Source organism: Methylobacterium sp. Leaf93 (assembly GCF_001422345.1).
In the GTDB taxonomy this organism is placed as follows: Bacteria; Pseudomonadota; Alphaproteobacteria; order Rhizobiales; family Beijerinckiaceae; genus Methylobacterium; species Methylobacterium bullatum.
Genome location: NZ_LMMS01000001.1, coordinates 196,850 through 218,046, shown reverse-complemented (window position 1 = coordinate 218,046; position 21,197 = coordinate 196,850). Strand labels below are relative to the sequence as shown.

At 68.8% G+C, this 21,197-nt stretch carries 17 protein-coding genes; 8 read left to right on the top strand and 9 right to left on the bottom strand.

Annotation, left to right across the window (positions count from 1 at the left end; genetic code table 11):
• Positions 1–26 precede the first annotated feature (26 nt).
• Positions 27–1,358 carry an NAD(P)/FAD-dependent oxidoreductase gene (locus ASF26_RS00995; RefSeq protein WP_056248248.1) on the bottom strand — a complete coding sequence of 444 codons (1,332 nt, stop codon included), beginning with the start codon at positions 1,356–1,358 and terminating at the stop codon, positions 27–29.
• Positions 1,359–1,642: 284 nt separating this feature from the next.
• Between ASF26_RS00995 and ASF26_RS00990 the strand changes: the two genes are divergently transcribed.
• Entirely contained in the window at positions 1,643–2,359 is a 717-nt protein-coding gene (locus ASF26_RS00990) for a sulfate transporter family protein (protein WP_056249691.1), read from the top strand.
• A 12-nt stretch (positions 2,360–2,371) separates the two neighbouring features.
• On the opposite strand, the gene ASF26_RS00985 is transcribed toward ASF26_RS00990, so the two are convergent.
• Positions 2,372–3,529 carry a complex I NDUFA9 subunit family protein gene (locus ASF26_RS00985; RefSeq protein WP_056248246.1) on the bottom strand — a complete coding sequence of 386 codons (1,158 nt, stop codon included), beginning with the start codon at positions 3,527–3,529 and terminating at the stop codon, positions 2,372–2,374.
• Positions 3,530–4,067: 538 nt separating this feature from the next.
• On the opposite strand from ASF26_RS00985, the gene sfnG reads away from it, so the two are divergent.
• The 3 genes from sfnG to gltX all read left to right on the top strand — a co-directional run bounded on the left by sfnG (position 4,068) and on the right by gltX (position 8,015).
• Positions 4,068–5,177 (top strand): dimethylsulfone monooxygenase SfnG, encoded by a 1,110-nt coding sequence (gene sfnG, locus ASF26_RS00980; RefSeq protein ID WP_056248241.1) that lies wholly within the window; start codon positions 4,068–4,070, stop codon positions 5,175–5,177.
• 167 nt (positions 5,178–5,344) lie between these two features.
• Positions 5,345–6,595 (top strand): SfnB family sulfur acquisition oxidoreductase, encoded by a 1,251-nt coding sequence (locus tag ASF26_RS00975; protein ID WP_056248238.1) that lies wholly within the window; start codon positions 5,345–5,347, stop codon positions 6,593–6,595.
• Between the two features lie 73 nt (positions 6,596–6,668).
• Positions 6,669–8,015, top strand: a complete 1,347-nt coding sequence (gene gltX / locus ASF26_RS00970; RefSeq protein WP_056248235.1) for a glutamate--tRNA ligase — start codon at positions 6,669–6,671, stop codon at positions 8,013–8,015.
• A 283-nt stretch (positions 8,016–8,298) separates the two neighbouring features.
• Here the strand turns inward: gltX and ASF26_RS00965 are convergent, their stop codons facing one another.
• A complete protein-coding gene (locus tag ASF26_RS00965; RefSeq protein WP_056248231.1) occupies positions 8,299–9,996 on the bottom strand; it encodes a methyl-accepting chemotaxis protein in 1,698 nt (565 codons plus the stop codon).
• On the opposite strand from ASF26_RS00965, the gene ASF26_RS22910 reads away from it, so the two are divergent.
• On the top strand, positions 9,953–10,204 hold the full coding sequence (locus ASF26_RS22910; RefSeq protein WP_162240205.1) for a hypothetical protein: 252 nt from the start codon (positions 9,953–9,955) through the stop codon (positions 10,202–10,204). The genes ASF26_RS00965 and ASF26_RS22910 overlap by 44 nt on opposite strands.
• A 110-nt stretch (positions 10,205–10,314) precedes the next feature.
• On the opposite strand, the gene ASF26_RS00960 is transcribed toward ASF26_RS22910, so the two are convergent.
• Complete coding sequence (locus tag ASF26_RS00960; RefSeq protein WP_056248229.1) at positions 10,315–11,253, bottom strand: LysR family transcriptional regulator; 939 nt, start codon at positions 11,251–11,253, stop codon at positions 10,315–10,317.
• A gap of 120 nt (positions 11,254–11,373) precedes the next feature.
• Here ASF26_RS00960 and ASF26_RS00955 point away from each other — a divergent pair, with 120 nt between their 5' ends.
• On the top strand, positions 11,374–12,234 hold the full coding sequence (locus ASF26_RS00955; RefSeq protein WP_056248225.1) for a DMT family transporter: 861 nt from the start codon (positions 11,374–11,376) through the stop codon (positions 12,232–12,234).
• 24 nt (positions 12,235–12,258) lie between these two features.
• Here the strand turns inward: ASF26_RS00955 and ASF26_RS00950 are convergent, their stop codons facing one another.
• The 4 genes from ASF26_RS00950 to ASF26_RS00935 all read right to left on the bottom strand — a co-directional run bounded on the left by ASF26_RS00950 (position 12,259) and on the right by ASF26_RS00935 (position 18,322).
• Entirely contained in the window at positions 12,259–13,530 is a 1,272-nt protein-coding gene (locus ASF26_RS00950) for a hemolysin family protein (RefSeq protein WP_056248223.1), read from the bottom strand.
• Between the two features lie 125 nt (positions 13,531–13,655).
• Positions 13,656–14,885 (bottom strand): MFS transporter, encoded by a 1,230-nt coding sequence (locus ASF26_RS00945; protein WP_018041882.1) that lies wholly within the window; start codon positions 14,883–14,885, stop codon positions 13,656–13,658.
• Between the two features lie 136 nt (positions 14,886–15,021).
• A complete protein-coding gene (locus ASF26_RS00940; RefSeq protein ID WP_056248218.1) occupies positions 15,022–17,085 on the bottom strand; it encodes an OmpA family protein in 2,064 nt (687 codons plus the stop codon).
• 226 nt (positions 17,086–17,311) lie between these two features.
• Positions 17,312–18,322 (bottom strand): DUF2865 domain-containing protein, encoded by a 1,011-nt coding sequence (locus ASF26_RS00935; protein WP_056248215.1) that lies wholly within the window; start codon positions 18,320–18,322, stop codon positions 17,312–17,314.
• Between the two features lie 151 nt (positions 18,323–18,473).
• Between ASF26_RS00935 and ASF26_RS00930 the strand changes: the two genes are divergently transcribed.
• On the top strand, positions 18,474–19,010 hold the full coding sequence (locus tag ASF26_RS00930) for a CreA family protein (RefSeq protein ID WP_156462846.1): 537 nt from the start codon (positions 18,474–18,476) through the stop codon (positions 19,008–19,010).
• Between the two features lie 67 nt (positions 19,011–19,077).
• Here ASF26_RS00930 and ASF26_RS00925 read toward each other — a convergent pair whose 3' ends face one another.
• Positions 19,078–19,419 carry a hypothetical protein gene (locus tag ASF26_RS00925; protein WP_056248212.1) on the bottom strand — a complete coding sequence of 114 codons (342 nt, stop codon included), beginning with the start codon at positions 19,417–19,419 and terminating at the stop codon, positions 19,078–19,080.
• A 369-nt stretch (positions 19,420–19,788) separates the two neighbouring features.
• On the opposite strand from ASF26_RS00925, the gene cysS reads away from it, so the two are divergent.
• Positions 19,789–21,171 (top strand): cysteine--tRNA ligase, encoded by a 1,383-nt coding sequence (cysS, locus tag ASF26_RS00920; protein ID WP_056248208.1) that lies wholly within the window; start codon positions 19,789–19,791, stop codon positions 21,169–21,171.
• The last annotated feature ends 26 nt before the right edge of the window (positions 21,172–21,197 follow it).

Here is a 21,197-nt window from a genome sequence, read left to right as displayed (position 1 = left end):
GGGCGTGGCATTTGTCAGGCTCGGCGTTACTGTTCGCGCAACTTGAGATAAGTCTGGACGACATGCGCAGCCTCCGCGGCCGCTCTCATGCCTTCTTGATAGGCTCCGCCGGCGGTTCCCCATTGCAGGCGGGACAGCGCCTCTCCGGCGAACCAGACCTTGTCGGCCAGTGGGGCCTGTAGCTGTCCGCGTGCCGGCGCGTGTCCGGGCGGGACCACGGCCCATGAACCGAGCGACCAGGGGTCGTGGCGCCATTCGCTGATCGCCGGAATGGCAAGGTCGTGCAGGGCGCGGTGACCGAGATGCTCCGCCAGGACGGCGCGGACGAGGCGTCGGGTGGTATCCGGGTGCCGGTCCCGTGCGTCGAGGGCCCGGGTCATCGGCGTGTCGAGCTCGAAGAAGTGGAACGGCGTCCCGTCCACCCGGGTGAGCAGTCCGGGGGGCTTGTGGCGTCCGCCGACCAGGGCGGCGAGGCGGTCGCGACCGAGGAAGGGCGCGGAGGGCCAGTGCAGCACGGCGTGTTCGTAGATCCCGCTGGAGAATCCGTCGATGGCCGCGCGCGTCTCGGGCGGCAGGGACGGGGTGAAGAGCGGCGCGGCGCGCAGCACCATCATCGGGATCGTGACGATCACCGCCTTGGCCCGTCGCACCGATCCGTCCGCCGTCTCGACGGCGACGCCCGTCCCCGACCAGTCGATGCGCACCACCGGCGTGTTCAGCGCGATGGGCAGCCCCTGCGCCAGGCGGGCGAGATAGCCGCCGAAGCCGCCGGCGATGAAACGGTTGTCGCCGTATTCCATGCTGGGAAAATCATGGAGGGAGACGTCCGTCAGGGGGCGACCCGACACGAGGCCATGGACGAGGGCGATGCGCTCGGCCCAGGGGCCGAGGCCGGGTGGGAGCGCGCTCGAAGCCGGGCGGTCGGGGCCGCCGAACCCGGCCTGGGTTGTCAGGGCGCGATCGGCCACCGAGAAGGCGCGGGCATGGGCGGCGGCCTCGGCCGGGCGCCCCTTCCGCCCCGATACCAAAAGATGCCCCTCCTGCGCGGCGATCCTCAAGGGTTCGCCCCGGATCTCGCCCAGGCGCACCAGCGGGTTGATCGGGCCGGCATGGAGCCAGTGCCCGCCGAGATCCACCGGATGGCCCCGCAGCATCGTGGTGATCAGCCGCCCGCCGACCCTGTCGCGCGCCTCCAGCACGGCCACGGAGACGCCGCGCTCCGTGAGCGTCCGCGCCGCGGCGATCCCGGCGGCACCCGCGCCGACGACGATCACATCTGCGTGGTCAGGCAGTGGCGCGAGGCGCGGGGCGATGCTCGGCCGGAAATGCGCGTGGGCGGGACGGGGTGTCGGCATCATGCGGTGGGCAGGCATCCGGGAGGGCGGGTCGTGATGGGCCGAAGGCCGGCAGAGTGACCCGTGAGTCTCTACCGACCGTTACGGGAGAAGGGATCGCATGGCCTCAAACCGCGCCGATCTCTTGCGGGTCTCCTGCAGGAACGCGCGGCAGCGGCAAAAAGGTTCAGCGCGGTAGGGCCGGCCGGGGTTGCGCCGCAACGCCGCCGCCGCCACAACCCGGCGTTGACGGCGGCTCCCGGATGGACGCCGCCCGCCCTCGCGCGGAACTCAAGGATTCGGGCGCCATGCTCATTCAGGCGGCCTTCGCTGCGGTCAAGCAGGTGCTCTCGCCGCCCCTGCGCGCGATCCTGTGGAAGTCGTTGGCCCTGACCCTCGGGCTCCTCGTCCTGATCTGGGCCGGCCTCACCAAGGCGATCGACTGGTTCCTGGCCAACCATCACCTGTCGGCGAGCTACCCGTTCCTCGATACCCTGGCGGTGTTCTTCGCCGGCGCCGGCCTGTTCATCGGCCTCGCCTACGTCATGCCGGCGGTCTCGATCCTGGTGGCGGGCTACTTCCTCGACGATGCCGCCGCCATCGTGGAGCGCACTGACTTTCCCCAAGACGCGCCGGGCACAGCCCTGCCGATCGGCTCGGCGATGCTCTACGCCCTGCGCTTCGCGGGCCTCGCCCTGCTGGTGAACCTCGTGGCGCTGATCCTGTTCTTCGTGCCGGGCGTGAACCTCGTGGCGTTCTTCCTCGCCAACACCTACCTCCTCGGGCGCGAGTATTTCGAACTCGCTGCCGGGCGCTTCCGGCCCATGCAGGAAGCGGGCGCCATGCGCCGGCATTTCGGCCTGACCACCATGACCGCCGGCGCCATGCTGGCAGGCCTGATGGTGGTCCCCGTCCTCAACCTGCTGACGCCGCTCTTCGGCATCGCCCTGATGGTCCATGTCCACAAGAGGTTGAGCCGGAAAGCGGCCCTGGCCGGACCGGATGTGCGCAAGCGGATCGGTTGAGCGCGGGTCGCCTCAGCCCCGCGTCCCCCACCGCACGCCCATCCGGCTCGGGGCCGTCGCGTCGGGGCCGATCGGAGGACCGCTCGGGCGTGTGACCGGCGGGGATGACGGCTCCGCGGCCTCCTCCTCGGAGATAGTGATCGTCTCCTTGGCGAACTGGCCGGCCTTGCGGAAGGTCCAGAGATAGCCCGGCACGACGGCCGCCATGGCGGTGGGCAGGATGCGGAGGCCGTCGAGGGTCCGCCCCTCGGCCTTGGCCGCGTCCGAGACCACGTTGTCGGTCTGGAGCAGGGTGACCTGGTCGCGCGTGAGCTTGAGGCTGTCCGGCAGCAGGCCGAGGCTCAGGGTGTCCACGGTCTCGATCACACGGGCCTGCAGCATGGCGAGGGGCTTGGGCAGGTCGACCACGAGGCGGCGGCGCATGGTGGTCTTGAGCATGTAGCGGACGAGGGCGTCGAGCGTCTCGATTTCGGGGCCGCCGAGCTCGAACACCCGGCCCGCCTCGGCCTGTCCGTCCACCGCACGGGCGACCGCCTCGGCCACGTCGCCGACGAAGACCGGCTGGAAGTGCGTGCCGGCGCCGGCCAGGGGCAGGACCGGGAGCACGCGGGCAAGCGAGGCGAAACGGTTGAAGAAGCTGTCGCCGGGGCCGAAGACCAGGGAGGGGCGCAGGATCACCGAGCGGGGCTGGGCGGCCAGGACGTTCGCTTCGCCCAGCGCCTTCGAGCGCGCGTAAAGGGAGTCGGACTGCGCGTCCGCTCCGATGGCCGAGACATGGACGACCGGCGCGCCGACGCCGGCGGCCGCGCGGGCGATCTCGCCCGCCCCCTCGGCCTGGAGGCGCTGGAAGCTCTGCTTGCCGCTCTCCTGTAGGATGCCCACGAGGTTCACCACCACGTCGGCACCCTCCACCGCCCGGGCGATGGAGTCGGGATAGCGCAGGTTCGCCTGGACGGCGACGATCTGCCCGACCTTGCCCAGCGGCTGCAGGAAGAGCGCGAGGTCGGGGCGGCGGACGGCGACGCGGATGCGATAGCCGCGCTTGGCCAGCGCCCGCACCACGTGGCGCCCGAGGAAGCCGGAACCGCCGAAGACGGTGACGAGCTGCGATGACGGACGCGGCAAGGACGGTCCGGCGAAAGGAGAGGTCGAAGCGTCGAAGCCGGTCATCGCCTGGGTTCCACCTGTCATCCGAGATGCCCCGCCATGCCCCGTTCGGGGCGGGGCCGAGCCCGTGTCCGTCACAATCGAGCGTCTCTCACACGACTCCCCTGCGCAATCGTGCTCCGCGCGAGAACCGACCGTGACCGGGAGTGTGTGAAGCCCTCTGAGTGCGGGGATTACCATCGCTGGCGCATCGATAGCTAGGGCCGTTTGCCACCGTGCGGGAGGCTCCGGTGACCGGGAAAGGTCGACGCCCGGGAAAACCTCGCGGACCGGCCATCCTGAGATGCTGCGCCCCCGCCGATGCCGGTCCTGCCGGAACACGATCGTGTCGTTCGAGGCCGGTTTGCCGGAAGATTGTCCCGACATGGCGCAAGAAAAAGTATTTCTCTTCCTTTGACTATGCCCCGTCTTCGTAAGACATTCGGCACACCAAAGCTACAACGCAAGCTTATCTTCGTCTTGTGCTTGATATCATAATGTATTCACTTGCGGTCGCGGTATCGACGAGGCCGCACGATGTCTCGAATTCGCGGATAGATGCATGACTCTCCCGAACCATCTCGCCCCGGAGCCGATCCGTTTCGCCTACTGGGTGCCCAACGTGTCCGGTGGCCTCGTCATCAGCAAGATCGAGCAGCGCACCAGCTGGGATGCCGACTACAACCGCAAGCTCGCCCAGATCGCGGAGGAGGCGGGGTTCGACTACGCCCTGACGCAGATTCGCTTCACCGCCGGCTACGGCGCTGAGTTCCAGCACGAATCGGTGGCGTTCAGCCACGCCCTGCTGGCAGTGACCACGAAGCTCAAGGTCATCGCCGCGCTCCTGCCCGGCCCGTGGAATCCGACCATCGCCGCCAAGCAGATCGCCACGATCAGCCAGCTCACCAACGGGCGCATCGCCATCAACGTCGTGTCGGGCTGGTTCTCCGGCGAGTTCCGCGCCATCGGCGAGCCCTGGCTCGACCATGACGAGCGTTATCGCCGCTCCGAGGAGTTCATCCGCTCCTTGCGCGGGATCTGGACCCAGGACGACTTCACCTTCCGCGGCGATTTCTACCGCTACACCAACTACACCCTGAAGCCGAAGCCGGCCGACCCGCAGCCCGAGATTTTCCAGGGTGGCTCGTCACGCGCCGCGCGCGACATGGCCGCCCGCGTCTCCGACTGGTACTTCACCAACGGCAACACGCCGGAAGGCATCCGCGCGCAGGTGGACGACATCCAGGCCAAGGCCTCGGCCAACGGGCATTCGGTGAAGGTCGGCGTCAACGCCTTCGTCATCGCCCGCGACACCGAGGAGGAGGCCCGCGCCGTCCTCCAGGAGATCATCGACAACGCCGATCCCGATGCCGTGAAGGCCTTCGGCCACGAGGTGAAGAACGCCGGTAAGGCCTCTCCGGAAGGGGAGGGCAACTGGGCGAAATCGAGCTTCGAAGACCTCGTCCAGTACAATGACGGCTTCAAGACCAACCTGATCGGTACGCCCGATCAGATCGCCGAGCGCATCGTCGCCCTGAAGGATGCGGGCGTCGACCTCGCCCTCCTCGCCTTCCTGCATTTCCAGGAGGACGTCGCCTATTTCGGTGCCCACATCATCCCGAGGGTGAGGGCGCTCGAGGCCGCGCTAGAGCGCCGGGCCGAGGCCGCCTGAGCTGACGCAACGCTCCTCCCTCCCCCTTGTGGGGAGGGATCGAGGGTGGGGGTGGTGCCGGATATGGCGCGACATCTTCGGGGCCACCCCCACCTCCAACTCCTCCCCACAAGGGGGAGGAGAGTGCGCGAGCCGCCGCGCGACACCCTTCGACTTCGGAGCCATCCATGAACATCGCCGTCAGCGCCCAGTCGCTCGAAACCGCCCGGGGCGCGCCGCCGGTTCCCCGTCCGGCATCCCCCGCCTATGTCATCCGCGACGATGCCGAGGCGATCCGCGTTGCCCATGCCCTCGCCAGGGAGTTCCGCGAGGGCGCGTCCGAGCGTGACCGGACCAACCGGCGGCCCTATGCCGAGCTCGACGCGTTCTCGCAGAGCGGGCTGTGGTCGATCAACGTGCCCAAGGCCTTCGGCGGGCCGGAGGTGTCCTATAAGACCCTGGCGCAGGTCGTCGCCATCATCTCGGCCGCCGACCCCTCGATCGGCCAGATCTCGCAGAACCACCTCGGCATCGTAGCGGCGATCCGTACGGTGTCCGACCCGGAGCAACAGGCGCTGCTGTTCGGCGAGGTCCTCAAGGGCACCCGCTTCGGCAATGCCTTCTCGGAGATCGGCACCCCGCGCGCCACCGACTTCAAGACCCATTTCGTCGATGACGGCGATCACGTCATCGTGCGCGGCAAGAAGTTCTATTCGACGGGGGCATTGCTCGCCCATCTCGTCCCCATCGTCGCCCTCGATGGCGAGGGGCGCGCCTGGTACGCCATCGCCGACAGGGGCGACCCCGGCCTCACCGTCATCGACGACTGGTCGGCCTTCGGGCAGCGGACCACGGCGAGCGGCACCGTCCTCATTGACGACGTCCGTGTGCCCAAGACCCATCTCGTGCCGGCCTGGAAGGGCTACGAGCAACCGCGCTCCGACGGGGCGATCTTCCAGATCATCCAGGCGGCGGTGGATGCGGGCATCGCCCGCGAGGCCATCGACGACACCATCGCGTTCGTGCGCACCAAGACCCGCCCCTGGGTCGATAGCGGCCAGGACCGCGCCTCCGACGACCCCTACACGATCCAGGCCATCGGTGAGCTGACGATCCGGCTCCATGCGGCCGAGGCCATCCTCGACAGGGCCGGCCTCGCCCTCGACGAGGCGGTCGCCAACCCGAGTGCCGAAACGGTGGCTGCGGCCCAGCTCGCGGTTGCCGAATCGAAGGTGCTCACCACGGAGATCGCCGTGCAGGCGAGCAGCAAGCTGTTCGAGCTTGCCGGCACCCGCTCGACGCTCGCCGAGAGCAACCTCGACCGGCACTGGCGCAACGCCCGCACCCACACCCTCCACGACCCGGTGCGCTGGAAATACGCCATCATCGGCAACCACGCCCTCAACGGCGTGAACCCGCCGTTCCACGCCTGGAGCTGAGGGGCCCGTCTGAACTGACAGTCTCTCGGGGCCGACAGTCCCCAGAGACTCGAAAATCGGCTAGAGGGCGGACATGACATCTGCCCCCCTCGTCCGCTTCGCTCCCTCGCCCACGGGCTACCTCCATATCGGCAACGCCCGCCCGGCGCTGCTGAACGCTCTGTTCGCGCGGGCGCGGGGCGGGCGTTTCCTGCTGCGCCTCGACGACACCGACCGGGAGCGATCGACGGAGGAATTCGCCAACGCCATCGAGGAAGACCTCGCCTGGCTCGGCATCGTGCCCGATCTCTTCGCCCGCCAGTCGGACCGCTCCGCCATCCACGATGCGGCGGCCGAGCGCCTGAAGGCGGCGGGCCGGCTCTATCCCTGCTACGAGACGCAGGAGGAACTGGAGCGCCGCCGGCGGCGGCAGCTCGGACGGGGCCAGCCGCCGATCTACGACCGGGCGGCGCTCGGCCTCACCGATGACGAGCGCGCGGCTCTGGAGGCCGAGGGGCGCACGCCCCATTGGCGCTTCAAGCTCGATGCCCGCACCGTCACCTGGGACGATCTCGTGCGCGGGCCGGCGCATGTGGATTGCGCCTCACTCTCGGACCCGGTGCTGATCCGCGCCGATGGCAGCTACCTCTACACGCTGCCCTCCGTGGTGGACGACGCGGAGATGGGGATCACCCATGTCATCCGCGGCGAGGACCACGTCACCAATACCGGCGTGCAGGTGCAGATCTTCGAGGCCCTGGACCAGCCGGTGCCGATCTTCGGCCACCACAACCTTCTCACGACCGCCGACGGCGAAGGTCTGTCGAAGCGCCTCGGCCACCTCTCGCTCCGGGGCCTGCGCGAGGCGGGCTACGAGCCCGGGGCGGTGCGCTCTCTCGCCGTGCTCACCGGCTCGGCCGAGGCGGTGCGCGCGGTGCCTGGCCTCGACGAACTCGCCGCCCTGGTCGATCTCTCCCATATCTCGCGGGCGCCCGCGAAGTTCGATCCGCAGGAACTCGACGGGCTCAATGCCCGGCTGATCCATGCCATGCCCTATGAGGAGGCGCGCGAACGCCTTCTCGCGATGGGCATCCCGGAGGAACGCGCGCAGGCGTTCTGGACGGTGATTCAGGCCAACCTCACCAAGGTCGCGGACGCCGCCGAATGGTGGCGAATCGTGGCCGGGGAGGTGACGCCGATCATCGCGGATGCGGTCTTCGCCGCCGCCGCCCTGGACGTGCTGCCGCCCGAGCCCTGGGACGGCCAGACCTGGAAGGCCTGGACCAATGCGGTGAAGGAGCGAACTGGCGCCAAGGGCAAGGCCCTGTTCATGCCCCTCCGCCTCGCGGTGACAGGGCTGGAGCACGGGCCGGACCTCTCGGGCCTGTTGCCCCTCATCGGCCGGGACATCGTGGCGGCGCGGCTCGGCGGTCGAGGCTGACAGAATCGGCCCGAAAAGCGGATCCCGCTTCTCGGACCAAGCGGCGTTGATCCCGACCGAGGGTCGTTCTCAGCGCATTCGGCGGACGCCCGCCGCAGCGCAGTCGCGCGGGCGGCCGACGATGAGTTCGCCTCATCGTCGGCCGGGATCAGACCGATTCCGGTCGGCCTCATACCCGCTCCGGACGATCGCTTCGGTCGGTATGCCCGGAGCAGGCTCCCTCTCCTTCCAGGCGAGGGGACCCGCGCTCGCCGGACGCCGAATGCAGCGGCCGGAGACGTCCTCAGGCCGCGCGCACGGTATCGAGGAAGCGGCGGACCTCGTCATTCAGGTGTTCGGACTGGCGCGAGAGTTCGCCTGCCGCGCCGAGAACCTGGGATGCCGCAGCCCCTGTCTCCTCGGCGGCTCCCGCGACGCCAGAGATGTTGCTCGTCACTTCGCTCGTCCCCGTCGCGGCCTGGGCCACGTTGCGGACGATCTCCTGGGTCGCCGCCCCCTGCTGCTCCACCGCCGCGGCGATGGTGGTCGCCACCGAATCGATCTCGCGGATGCGGGACGTGATGGAGGCGATGGCCGACACCGCCTCGCCGGTGGCGCCCTGGATCTGGGCGATCTGACTGGAGATCTCGTCCGTCGCCCGCGCCGTCTGGCTGGCCAGTTCCTTCACCTCCGTGGCCACCACGGCAAAGCCCCGGCCGGCTTCCCCCGCGCGGGCCGCCTCGATGGTGGCATTGAGGGCGAGTAGGTTGGTCTGGGCGGCGATGTTCGAGATCAGCCCGACGACGTCCCCGACGCGGGAGGCCGCCTGGGACAGGGTCTGCACCAGGGCCGCCGTCCGGTCGGCTTCCGTCACGGCGCCCTGGGCGAGATCGGCCGATCCGCTGACCTGGCGTCCGATCTCCTGCACGGAGACGCCGAGCTCCTCGGCCGCCGCGGCCACGGTGTTGACGTTGGTGGCGGCTTCCTCGGCGGCGGCGGCCACGGTCATGGACTGGCTCGCCGTCTGCGTGGCGGTGGAGGTCATGGTCTGGGCGGTGGCCTGGAGTTCGGTGGCCGAGGCCGACACCATCTCGATGATGCCGCCCACGGCGCCTTCGAAGCTGTCAGCCATCGCGATCATCGTGCGCTTCCGTTCCGCCTCAGCGGCGTCTTCGGCGATGTGCCGGATGTCGGCTTCCTCGGCGGCCTTCCGGGCCACCATGGCCTTGATCTCTTCCACGGCCTTACCCACGGCGCCGATCTCGTCGCCACGCTTGGCCTCCTCGATCTCGGCGTCGATGTCGCCCTGCGCCATCCGCTGCAGGACTGAAACGAGATGGCCGAGCGGGCGCGTGATACCGAACGTGACGATGAGGCCGGCCAGGATCGCGGCAGCGGTGAGGCCGATGGCTGCGATGGCGATCAGGCTCCGGACGGTGTCGGCGACCTCGGATTCCAGTGCTCGCTTTCCCGCCTGCATTTCCTCCGTGATTCGCTGGGTGCGCTGCTCGATGAACGCGTTCAGCTTCGTCCGTGCCGGCTGGCCTTCCTGTTGCACGACCTGCAGCGCCTTGGCGATCTCGTTTTCCAGGGCGAGCGCCGTCGCACGATGGAGGATGACGAAATATGCTTCGGCCATCTGCCGGACATCCTGGCCGATCTTGCGACGTTCGGGTGTTTCGGCCAGGAGGATCAGCCTGTCGATATGCTCGATCGTCGTCTTGGCCGCCTGTTCATACCGTGTCTTGTAATCGAGAATTTTTTCCGGCTGCTTCTCCAGCAAAATGTTGCGGCTCAGGAGGGCCGCTTCCGCGAGTTTGACCTGAGCCCGCAGATAGACTTCCTGGCGGACTGTGAGAACGTCGGCATAATATTTTGTCTGTTCGGCGACGCTGTTCAGGACCGTGCGCGAATAGACCACCAGTCCGACCGCCACCAAGCCCATCAGGGCCAGCGGGATGGCGATCTTCAGCATCACGCTGGCTTGCCTAACGACCTTCATCTCAAACCCCGGATTTATTTGCGCTCAAGCGCAACAGAATGCGGAGCAAGATTACAAGAGATCATCTAAATATAAGCTTAAGCGCGTATTTTTGGGCAAGCGATTTGTCACCGGCCATTTTGGTCAAGCAAGTGAGAAGGAAGCATTGCGTCAACCTGCAGTATCGTGCCGGATATCAGGACTGGGATATGCCGTGACTTGGGTCTGACAGGAGCGATCTTGTCGCTCGGGCGCACGTCACTGAGCTAAGCTCTCGATATGGGGTCGCTCATGTGGGGCTCTGCAAGGAGGCGAAGCGTTCCGTCGCGCCGAGTGCCTTCAGCCTGGTGGCTCCGTCCCGATCCGGCGCGGCTCGGGTTCAGTCGCCTTCGGCAGGAGCGCATCCCGTTCTCGGAGGAGATGTCCCACGAGCCGTTCCGCCGCTTGGCTCGGCAACCGTCCCGCCGGGCGGATCAGCATCGTCTCGATGGGCAGGCGCGGCCGGAACGGTCGCAGCACGATGGGAAGGCCGCCGAGGTCACGGGCGGGAAGGGGATCGACGATGGCGATTCCGAGTCCTTCGGCCACAAGGCCGCAGCGCGCGGACGTATACTGCGCCATGAGGCCGAAGTGCGGGGCGATACCGGCCGCCGCGAAGGCCGCTTCGATCGCCTGCTGGAACACCCCGGTTCCGCCCGCGATCAGGGGCTCGTCGGCGAGATCGCCCACCCCGATCACCCGCCTGGCCGCGAGGGCGTGCCCCCGGGGCAGGGCGCAGACCGCGTCGATGGCGAGGAAGGGCTCGCAGACCACGCCCGCATAGCCGGAGCGGGGCCGCACCAGGCCGAGATCGCATTGACCGGAGGCGGCCCAGGACCAGATCGTCTCCGGCGCCGGCACATGGACTGCGACCCGGATGCCCGGTGATTCCTCGCTCAACCGCCGGATCGCCCGCGGCAGCAGCCGTGAGGCCAGGGATGGTTGGCAGGCGATGCGCAGCGGCCCCGTGCCGAGGTCGCGGATCTGGCGGGCCGCCTGGGACAGGTGGTCGAGCCCCGCATAGGTCCGCTCCACCTCGCGGGCGAAAGCCTCACCCTCCTGCGTCGGCAGAGCGCTGCCATGGCCGCGCACGAACAGCGCGAAGCCGAGATCGGCCTCGAGCTGCGCCATCGCGCGGCTGACATGGGGTTGCCCGATGCCGAGGGCGGCAGCGGCCCGCGTCATCCCGCCATGGCGGAGGACGGCGCGAAAAAGATCGAGATGGGCCGGGTTCATCATGCCTGTTTCGCATGGACAGCGACGGGTCAAGCATTTGACGGCATGAGTGCCGGATGGTTGTCAAGGTGTCCGCGCCGAGACCTCTCCGGTTTGGCGGTCCGATCGGGGTGGGACGAAGCGATGCAACGGATCACGGCGGGATGGGGCAGCGGCCTTCTGGGCGTCATCATCTTCAGCGCCTCGCTGCCGGCGACGCGGGTGGCGGTCGGCGGTTTTACGCCCCTCTTCCTGACCTCGGCGCGCGCGGTGATCGCCGCCCTGCTCGGCGCGGCGATGCTGTTCGCCCTGCGGCAGAAGCGTCCCGAAAGATCCGATCTCGCGCCGCTGGCCATCGTGGGCCTAGGTGTCGTCGTCGGTTTCCCTCTCCTGACGGCGCTGGCGCTCCAGCACATCACGTCGGCTCATTCCATCGTGTTCATCGGCCTGCTTCCGCTCGCCACCGCCATCTTCGGCGTGATCCGGGGCGGAGAGCGTCCAAGCCCGGCCTTCTGGCTGTTCTCCGGCATCGGCAGTCTCACGGTGGCGGGCTTCGCGCTGTTCCAAAGCGGGGGCGGCTCGCTCACGGGCGACCTCCTGATGGTGGCCGCGATCGTGCTCTGCGGCCTCGGCTACGCGGAGGGCGCGACCCTGTCGCGCCGGCTCGGGGGATGGCAGGTGATCTCCTGGGCCCTGGCTCTGTCCCTGCCGCTCATGGCCGCCATCGCCCTCGTGAACCTGCCCCCGGCCTGGGGCGGCATCGGCTTGCCGGCCTGGATCGGCCTCGCCTATGTCTCGGTCTTCAGCATGCTGGTGGGGTTCGTGTTCTGGTATCGCGGGCTGGCCCTGGGCGGGATCGCCGGCGTCGGGCAGCTCCAACTGCTGCAACCGTTCTTCGGCCTGGCTCTCGCGGGCCTGCTGCTCCACGAGCCCGTGGCCCCGAGCATGCTGGCCGTCACCGGCCTCGTGGTTCTCTGTGTGGCGGGGGCCAAGCGCTATGCCTGAGGGCGCCCGCTTCCCGGGGGAAGCTCAGGCGATCCGCGACACCAGGATCTTGTCCACCCGGCGCCCGTCGAGATCCACCACCTCGAAGCGCCAGCCGGCGATGTCGCAGGTCTCGCCGGTCTCCGGCAGGCGCTGCAGCTTGGCGATGACGAGGCCGGCGGCGGTCTCGTAGTCGCGGCTCGATTCGAGCTTGATGCCGAGCTGGTCGGCCATCTCGTCCACCGGCATCCAGCCGGCGATGAGCCAGGACCCGTCCTGGCGCTGCACCGCCTCGGGCTCGGAATCCTCCGAATGGAACGCGCCCGCGATGGCGTCGAGGATGTCGGCCGGGGTCACGAGCCCGTCGAAATGGCCATACTCGTCGTGGACGAGCGCCATCGGAACGTCGGCCGCCTGAAGTGCCGTGAGCGCGTCGAGGGCGTCGAGGGTGTCGGGGAGCACCGGGGCGCTGCGGATATAGGCGCGCAGGTCGAACCGCTCGTTCTCGATGAGCGCTTTGACCAGTTCGCGCACCTGCACGACGCCGAGCATGTTGTCCGGGTTGCCCTCGCCGACCGGGATGCGCGAATGCGGGCTCGAGACCAGCATGGCGCGGATCTCCTCCGGCTCTTTGTCGAGGTCGATCCAGTGGACGTCGGTGCGCGGGGTCATGACGCCTCGCACGGCGCGGTCGCCGAGGCGCAGCACGCCGGCGATCATCTTGCGCTCGTCGGTCTCGATCACCCCCGCCGTCTCGGCCTCCGCCACGATGGTGCGGATCTCCTCTTCGGTCACCGCGCTGGCGCTGGAGGCTTCCTGGCCGAACAGCCGGAACACCGCGCGGGTCGAGGCGTCGAGGAGCCAGACCGCCGGAAGCGCGATCCGCGAGATCAGCCGCATCGGCCGGGCGACGAAACAGGCGATGCCCTCAGGGTCGCGCAGGGCCACGTGCTTGGGCACGAGTTCGCCGATGATCACCGACAGATAGGTGATGATGGCGATGACGATCCCGTAGCCGAGGGGATCGGCCACGGGTTTCGACAGGCCCGCCTCGAACAGGATCTCGGTGAGGCGTTCGCCGAGCGCCGCGCCGGAGACGGCGCCGGACAGGATGCCGACGAGGGTGATGCCGATCTGGACGGCGGAGAGGAAACGTCCCGGATCTTCGGCGAGGGTGAGGGCGGCCTCGGCGCCGGGCCGGCGCGCCTCCACCATCATCCGCAGCCGGGACTTCCGCGACGAGACGACGGCGAGTTCGGACAGCGCGAAGGCCCCGTTGAGGGCGATCAGGGCGACGGCGACGGCGAGCTCGAACACGTTCGGTTCCGTAAGCCGGAGCCGCTTGGACCAAGCGTGCCGGACTTCCTAGTTTGCGGCGATCGCTCGCCTGTCGCTCCGGTGAGCGACGACGAGCGCCTAGATGGGCTGTCGCCGCGGACGGGTCAACGGTCGGGGTCGGACGATGGACCCGGAACGAGGGGGGGCAGGCGCGAAAGACGGAGCGCGATGGCCAGCGCGAGACCGTAGAGGGCGCCGAAGAAGGCGACGACCCCCGACCATCCCGCATGTTCGAAGAACCAGCCCCCGGCCGTGCCGAGCACCGACGAGCCGAGGTAATACAGGCACAGATAGACCGAGGAGGCCTGCGCCCGGTCGCGCAGGGCGCGCCGCCCGATCCAGGAACTCGCCACCGAATGGGCGCCGAAGAAGCTCACCGTGACCACGACGATCCCCGCGATGATGAGGGGAAGGCGCTCGGACAGGGTCATGAGGATGCCGACGAGGCCGAGCAGGATCGCGAGCCACAGCACTCGGCGCCGCCCGAGCCGGCTCGCGATCTCGCCCGTCACCGCCGAGCTGAACGTGCCGGCGAGATAGACCACGAAGATCGCGCCGATGGCCGACTGGCTGAGGTTGTAGGGCGGATCGAGCAGGCGGAAGCCCACGTAATTGTAGACGCTGACGAAGCCGCCCATGAGCAGGAACGCTTCGGCGAAGAGCCAGGGCAGGCCGGGATCGCGGAAATGCTGGCCGAACGTGCCCGGCACCTGACGCCAGCGCATCCGGTTGGCGAGAAAGCGCCGCGAGGGCGGCAGGCCGCGCCAGAACAGGATGGCGGCGACGAGCGCCAGGATTCCGATGGTGCCGAGACCCACGCGCCAGGAGGCATGATCGGTGATGATGCCGGCGATCAGCCGCCCGACCATGCCGCCCATGGCGTTGCCGCCGATGAGGAGCCCCATGGACAGGCCGATGGCGCGGGAATCCATCTCCTCGCTGAGATAGGCCATGGCGACGGCCGGCAGGCCGCTCGCGGCCAACCCCGTGAGCGCGCGCAACGCCAGGAAGCCGTGCCAGCTCGGCACGATCACGGCGATGAGGGTGAGGATCGCCGAGGCGAAGAGGGAGGCGACCATGATCGGCTTGCGCCCCCACACCTCGGAGAGCGGGCTGACCACGAGGAGCGCCAGGGCCAGCATCGCGCAGGGGAGCGACAGCGACAGGCTGCTCTCGGCCGGCGAGACATGGAACTCGTCGGCGAAGACCGGCATCAGCGGCTGCACGCCGTAGAGCACGGCGAAGGTGGAGAAGCCTGCGGCGAACAGAGCGAGGGTGGTCCGACGAAAGATCGGCGTCCCGGCCGTGATCAGGCGGTCGCTCTCCTCGGCCATGGTCGCCGGTCTCCTCGATGTCGCGCGCTCGCGGGAGTGTTGCAGAAGCACGGAACGACGCGGGCCGCACCCCTCTTTCGAGACATGCGGCCCGTGACGTCACGACAATGCGGCCAAGCCGCCTTACTTGCCCGGCTTACTTGGGCGGAGCTTCCGCAGCCTCGCCCTGCTGCTGAATCAGCGGGGTGATTCGGCGCACCGTGACCCGGCGGTTCTCGCGCGAGGCTTCCTGGGTGTTCACCTTGAGCGATTGCTCGCCGTAGCCCTGGGTGGTGAGGTTCTCCGGCGGCACCTGGAAGTTCTGGCTGAGCACCGTCGCCACCGACTGGGCGCGGCGATCCGAGAGCGATAGGTTGTCGACCTCGCTGCCCACCGCATCGGTGTAGCCTTCGATCAAGAAGACTTCCTGCGGGTTGGCCTTCACCGCCTGGTTGATCGCCGCCGCAATGTTGCCGAGCCGCGAGGCCTGGTCGGGTGTGACGTCGAACGATCCGGTATCGAAGGTGATCGTATCGATGTCGACGCTGCGCATCCGTGCCCTCAGCTGCGGGCTGTAGCGCACCTGATCGAGGGTGTAGCGGCGGTCCACCGCCACCACCGGCGGGGCGGACAGGGCCTCGTAGACCTGCCGCTCGTCGGCGCCCTCGTAATTCACTACGTAGCGCTCGCGGGGGATGCGGATGTCCGGCGGCGGCAGGTCGACGACGTCCTCGTAGATCGGACGCTGGGGACCGCCGAAGCCGTTGTCGATGATCACGACCTCGCGGCCGTCGCGGAAGCGGCGCGAACGGCGCACGAGGCGGCCGTCATCGTCCACCACGGTGACGATCTGGATGCCGCCCGGACGGTCGAGATAAGTGATCGTGTCGCCGCCACGGCGCTCGCTGCGATAGGCACCGCGGTCGAGATAGCGGAAGCGCTCGTTCTCGTCGTGACGAATGAAGTAATTGTCGCGATCCCGCACGATGATGCGGCCGGGCTCGCGGATATAGGTCCGTCCGCCCTCGTTGAACTCACGCCGGTCACGACGGACTTCGTCGTAGGTACGGACGTCGTTGCCGCGGAAGCCACCCTCGACATAGCCGGGTCGGCCCGGACGGTTGAAGTCGTCGCGGCGAGCGCGCTCGTCCCGACGCTCGAACGCCTCACGGCGTTCGCGGTCGCGGCGCTCGATCTCGCCACGCCGCTCGGTGTCGCCCGCCGCCGGGCGGTTGGCGCCGCCGGGCCGGTTGTCATCCGCTCCGCGCCTGTCGTCCGCACCGCGCCGGTCGTCCGGTCCGCGCTTGTCGTCACGGTCGTTCTTCTCCTGCGCCTGACCCGGCGGGACGAAGGGCTTACCCGGAACCCCCGGCCGGGTGTTGGGAGCCGGCTTCGCGTCGGGGGCTTTGGTATCGGGTGTCTTAGCATCCGGCGTCTTGGCATCCGGCTTCTTGGCATCCGGAGTCGCGTCCGGCGCGCCGCGACGGGCGGGGTCGGTCTTGTCGTTCCGGTCCGGCTTCTCGTTCCGGTCTGGCTTGCCCTCACGCTCGGGCTTGTCCCCGCGCTCGGGTTTGGTGCTCGGATCGGGCCTTTCGCCACGCTCGGGCTTGGCGCTTCTGTCCGGCTTGTCGCCGCGGTCGAGCTTGTCGGGCCTGTCCGGCTTTTCGGTCCGGTCCGGCCTGTCGCCACGCTCGGGGCGGGCGGGACGGTCGGGTGTCGCGTCGCGCTCGGGAGCGGCCGGGGCACGCTCGCGCGGGGCCGGAGCCTCCTTCGGTGCCGGCTTGGCGGGGGCGGGATCCGGATTGCGCTCGCGCGCGGCCGGAGGGGTCGGCCGTTCGGCCGGGGCGCGGTCGGGCTTCTCGGGACGATCAGGCCGCTCGGGGCGCTCCGCGCGCTCGGGCCGCTCAACCGGAGCCCGCTCCTGGCGCGGCTCGGGACGTTCGGGACGCTCCGCTCTCTCGGGGCGCTCGGCCCTCTCCGGCCGTTCTGCGCGCTCGGGGCGTTCAGCCCTTTCCGGGCGCTCGGCTCTTTCCGGCCTAGCCGCGCCGCCACGGGGGGCATCGCCGCCTCCGCGCGGGTCGCCGCGCTCGGCTCCCGGACCCGCTTGGGCGAGCAGCATCACGCCCGGCCCGCCTCTGTCGGGGCTGGCCGCAAGGGGGCCCGATAGGATCAAGGCCGGCAACATGGTGCCGGTCAGAAAGAGCAGGCGGAGGTTCCGCATCGATGGTCACTCACAAACGTTGATGTGGCCATCGGAACCGAATGGAGCCGGGATGGTTCCGAATTCATTCCCGGATCGTGCGCCCGCGATCCGCCATCTCGACGCGGAATCGAAGGCGAGCGCGAAGGAAATCCTTCGCCCTCAACCGGTTAGGGGACGTGTCGCCCGGGTCGCTCGTGACATCGCGGCGGGACCGACGATCTCCCTCGCTCGCCGTGAATGTCCGCTAGGGCGCGGCGGCGCGAGCCGGGACCGCGATCATGCTCGGCGCGATGATGCGGATGGCCGCGCGCTCGTCGCGGCCGGTGGCGGACGCTTCCGTGGCAGCCCCGTCGCGAACCACGCCCCCATCGGACAGGATGGCTCCGTTCCGGGTAGCCGCATCGGCGGCGATGGCCGCCACGGTCTTGTCCGCACGGCCCGCGAGGGTGACGCGCACCTTCGGCCGCGACATGGCTTCCGCCTGCATCGGTGTCACGAAGATGTCGCCCTTGTGCCGGACGAGCATGCTCTCGGCCTTCACCAGGGACTGCGCCCAGGTCTGGTTCGCCTTCTTGCATGAGCAGTCCGGCGTGAAGCTTTTCTGGAACTTGAAGGCGTTGGCGAGCGACACGTAGGCCCGGCTGCCCTTGATCGATGCGGCCTGTTTCAGCCCGTCATCGCCATTGGGCATCGAATAGGCCACCGCCTCCGTGCCGGGGCACAGGGCCTGACACAGCTCGTTGGCGCCCTCGCGACCATCGGGCAGATTGTTCATCGGAAAATAGGCGCCGTCGCATGTCCGGACGCAGACCACCTGAGGTCCGCCCCGCCCGCGCTGCTCGCCGACCACGCCCTCGACGATCTTCGGACCGGTCTCGGCGCAGGAGGAGGCGATGGCGGCCGTGAGCTGGCGCCGCCGGGCGGCGGTCACCTCGCCGTTCTCGGCGCCGTAGCCGGCCTGGAGCGCCCGGATACGCTGCTCCACCGCGCCGCATTGCGGCGGGCGCGAATCGAAGAACAGGAACTTGCCGCCCTCGCAGTTCAAGGTCCGGTAATAGGCCTCCAGCCGGCCGATCTCGTTCTGCAGGGCGCGGGCGGTGTTGGCGCCGTCGCTGAGATTCGCGAGTTCGACGCGGTATCGCTGGCACTGGGCGTTGGGTGCCTGCGCCTGGACGGCTGTCCCGAACGCGATGGCGGCCATGGCGGCGCCGAGCGTTGCGACGAGCTTGCGGATCTGTGGAGGGATCAGCGGCATGACCTGTCAGAAACGGGTGTGAAGCTGGGCGGTTCCGGCCCTCGGGCAGGGTACGGAAGAACGCCTTTGCAAAGGGTGTCTAACCGCCCTCGCCAGAGCGCGACAGTGTTCCCACATGCCCATCGGCAAACTTGAGGGGAATGATGTGATGATGTGTCTTCGGAGTCTCACAAGCCGCGCGGTGGCGGCTGGATTGGCGGCGCTGGTGATGGGCGGGACGGCGGTGCTCGCCGACGACACCGACCGGATCTTCGACAAATCCACGGTGTGGCGTCCGCTCACCCCCAACGACAAGCTGGTGGTCTACGGCATCGACGACCCCGAGGTCGCCGGAATCGCCTGTTGGTACACACAGCCCGAGAAGGGGGGAATCAAGGGCACGCTCGGCCTCGCCGAGGACGTCTCCGACATCTCCCTCGCCTGCCGGCAGGTCGGCCCGGTATCGTTCAAGAATCCGAAGGACAAGCTCAAGCAGGGCGACGTCGTGTTCAGCGAGCGGCGGTCGCTGATCTTCAAGTCGATGCAGATCGTCCGCGGTTGCGACGCCAAGCGCAACACGCTGATCTACATGGTCTATTCCGACAAGGTGATCCAGGGCTCGCCCAAGAACTCCACCACGGCGGTGCCGCTGATGCCGTGGGGCACCTCCGAGGCGCCGCCCCGCTGCGGCGATTTCTTCAAGGGCTGATCCGGCCCGGAGGCGGCGCCGGCACGAGGCCGGACCGCCTCGAACGAGCGGGTGTGAGCCCTGCGGATCAATCCTTGCAGGTGATGCGGATCGGCGGCTCGACGGGTTTCGGCGCGGGCGGCTGGTCGATCGCGCCGGTATAGTCCTCAGGGGAGGCCAGGCCGAAGGAGCCGGCCACGGCGAATCCTTGCGCCTCGCACCAGGCATCGGCCACCACCTGCCCGCAGGAGCCGCTGCCCGCCACCAGGCATTCGCCGACGCCGTAGCCCTCGCCGGCGGGAATCAGGAACGTCTTCTCCACCTGTGCCGGCGCGCGGGCGGGCTTCTCGCCGTCATCGACGGCCAGGGCGGCGGAGGAAATGAGCGCGAGGGCGCAGAGAGCGCCGAGACCGGCAGCCGAGCGTCGCATGGGCAGTGACCTTGATGACGGGATCCGCGAAAGGCTGGATTCACCGGATGGGAGGATTCGCGTTTGGGAAAATCTCGGCCTCGTCGGTAAACAAATCCTTTCCGGATCGTCGCGACCTCGACCGAACCTCTCCCGGCGTCGTTCTCGAATTCATCACCGTTTTGGGGTAGCGCAGTTGGTCGGCAGGGTCCGTCGCCTCCGTGCAACACGCATGGTGCTTGGCGTCCGGCCGATCCGGTCGTCGCGGTTGCGGGGCGCATGCCCCGCGACTCGTAAAAGTTGATCGGTTCTCGGGATTTAGGGCATGGGGACTGGCGGCATCCGCAGGTGGCGGAGCCGTCGCGTCCCAGGGTTACGAAAGACGGTTTCATGGCGCCGATGTTGCGGCTCTACAACACGCTGACCCGCGAGAAGGCGCCCTTCGTGCCGATCGATCCGACGCATGTGCGGATGTATGCCTGCGGGCCGACGGTCTACGACGCCGCCCATATCGGCAATGCCCGGCCGATCATCGTGTTCGACCTGCTGTTCCGGCTGCTGCGTCATCTCTACGGCGAGGCGCATGTCACCTATGCCCGCAACGTCACGGACGTGGACGACAAGATCAACGCCCGCGCGGTCGAGCGCGGCATTACCATCCGCGAACTCACCGACGGGACGCTCGCCGCTTTCCACGGCGACATCCGCGACCTCGGCGTGCTGATGGCCGAGGACGTGAACGTGCCGGGCGAGCGCCCGCGCTTCGTCGAGCCCCGCGCCACCGACCATATTTCCGAGATGCACACGATCATTGAGGGGCTGGTCGCCTCCGGTCATGCCTATGTGGCGGAAGGCCATGTGCTGTTCGATGTGCCCTCAATGCCCGATTACGGCGCGCTCTCGAAGCGGCCCCTCGACGAGATGGAAGCCGGCGCACGGGTAGAGGTCGCCCCCTACAAGCGCTCGCCCCTCGACTTCGTCCTGTGGAAGCCCTCCAAGCCCGGCGAGCCGTCATGGCCCTCGCCGGCCGGCATCGCCGAGCCGGGGCGGCCGGGCTGGCACATCGAGTGCTCCGCCATGTCGTGGAAGCATTTGGGCAAGACTTTCGACATCCATGCCGGCGGCATCGACCTGATCTTCCCCCATCACGAGAACGAGGTGGCCCAGTCGCGCTGCTGCTTTGCCACCGACGTCATGGCCCATGTCTGGCTCCATAACGGCTTCCTCCAGGTGGAGGGGCAGAAGATGTCGAAGTCGCTCGGCAACTTCATCACCCTGCGCGAGGTGCTGAAGGACTGGCCCGGCGAGGTCGTGCGCCTCGCCATGCTGAAGACGCATTACCGCCAGCCCATCGACTGGACCGTGCGCGGGCTCGAGGAGGCGGCGAAGATGATCGACCGCTGGTACGGCATCGTGGGCGACGTGGCCGCCGGACCCGAGGTGCCGGCCTCCGTGGTGGAGCCGCTCCTCGACGATCTCAACACCGCCGCCGCCCTCGCCGAGCTACACCGCCTCGACGACCCGGCGAGGCTGAAGGCCGGGGCGGGGCTCCTTGGCCTCCTCGGGCGGACGCAGTCGGCGCGGGCGGACAGCGCCATCGCCGCCGCCGGCGTCGACGTGGCGGCGGTGGAGGCCGCGATCGAGGCCCGTCGTATCGCGCGCGCCGCCAAGGACTGGCCCGCCTCCGACCGCGCCCGCGACGCCCTCGCCGCCATGGGCGTCACCGTGAAGGACAACAAGGACGGCACGACCACTTGGACGGTGTCACGATAGACGCCAATGGAGATTCCGAAGACGCC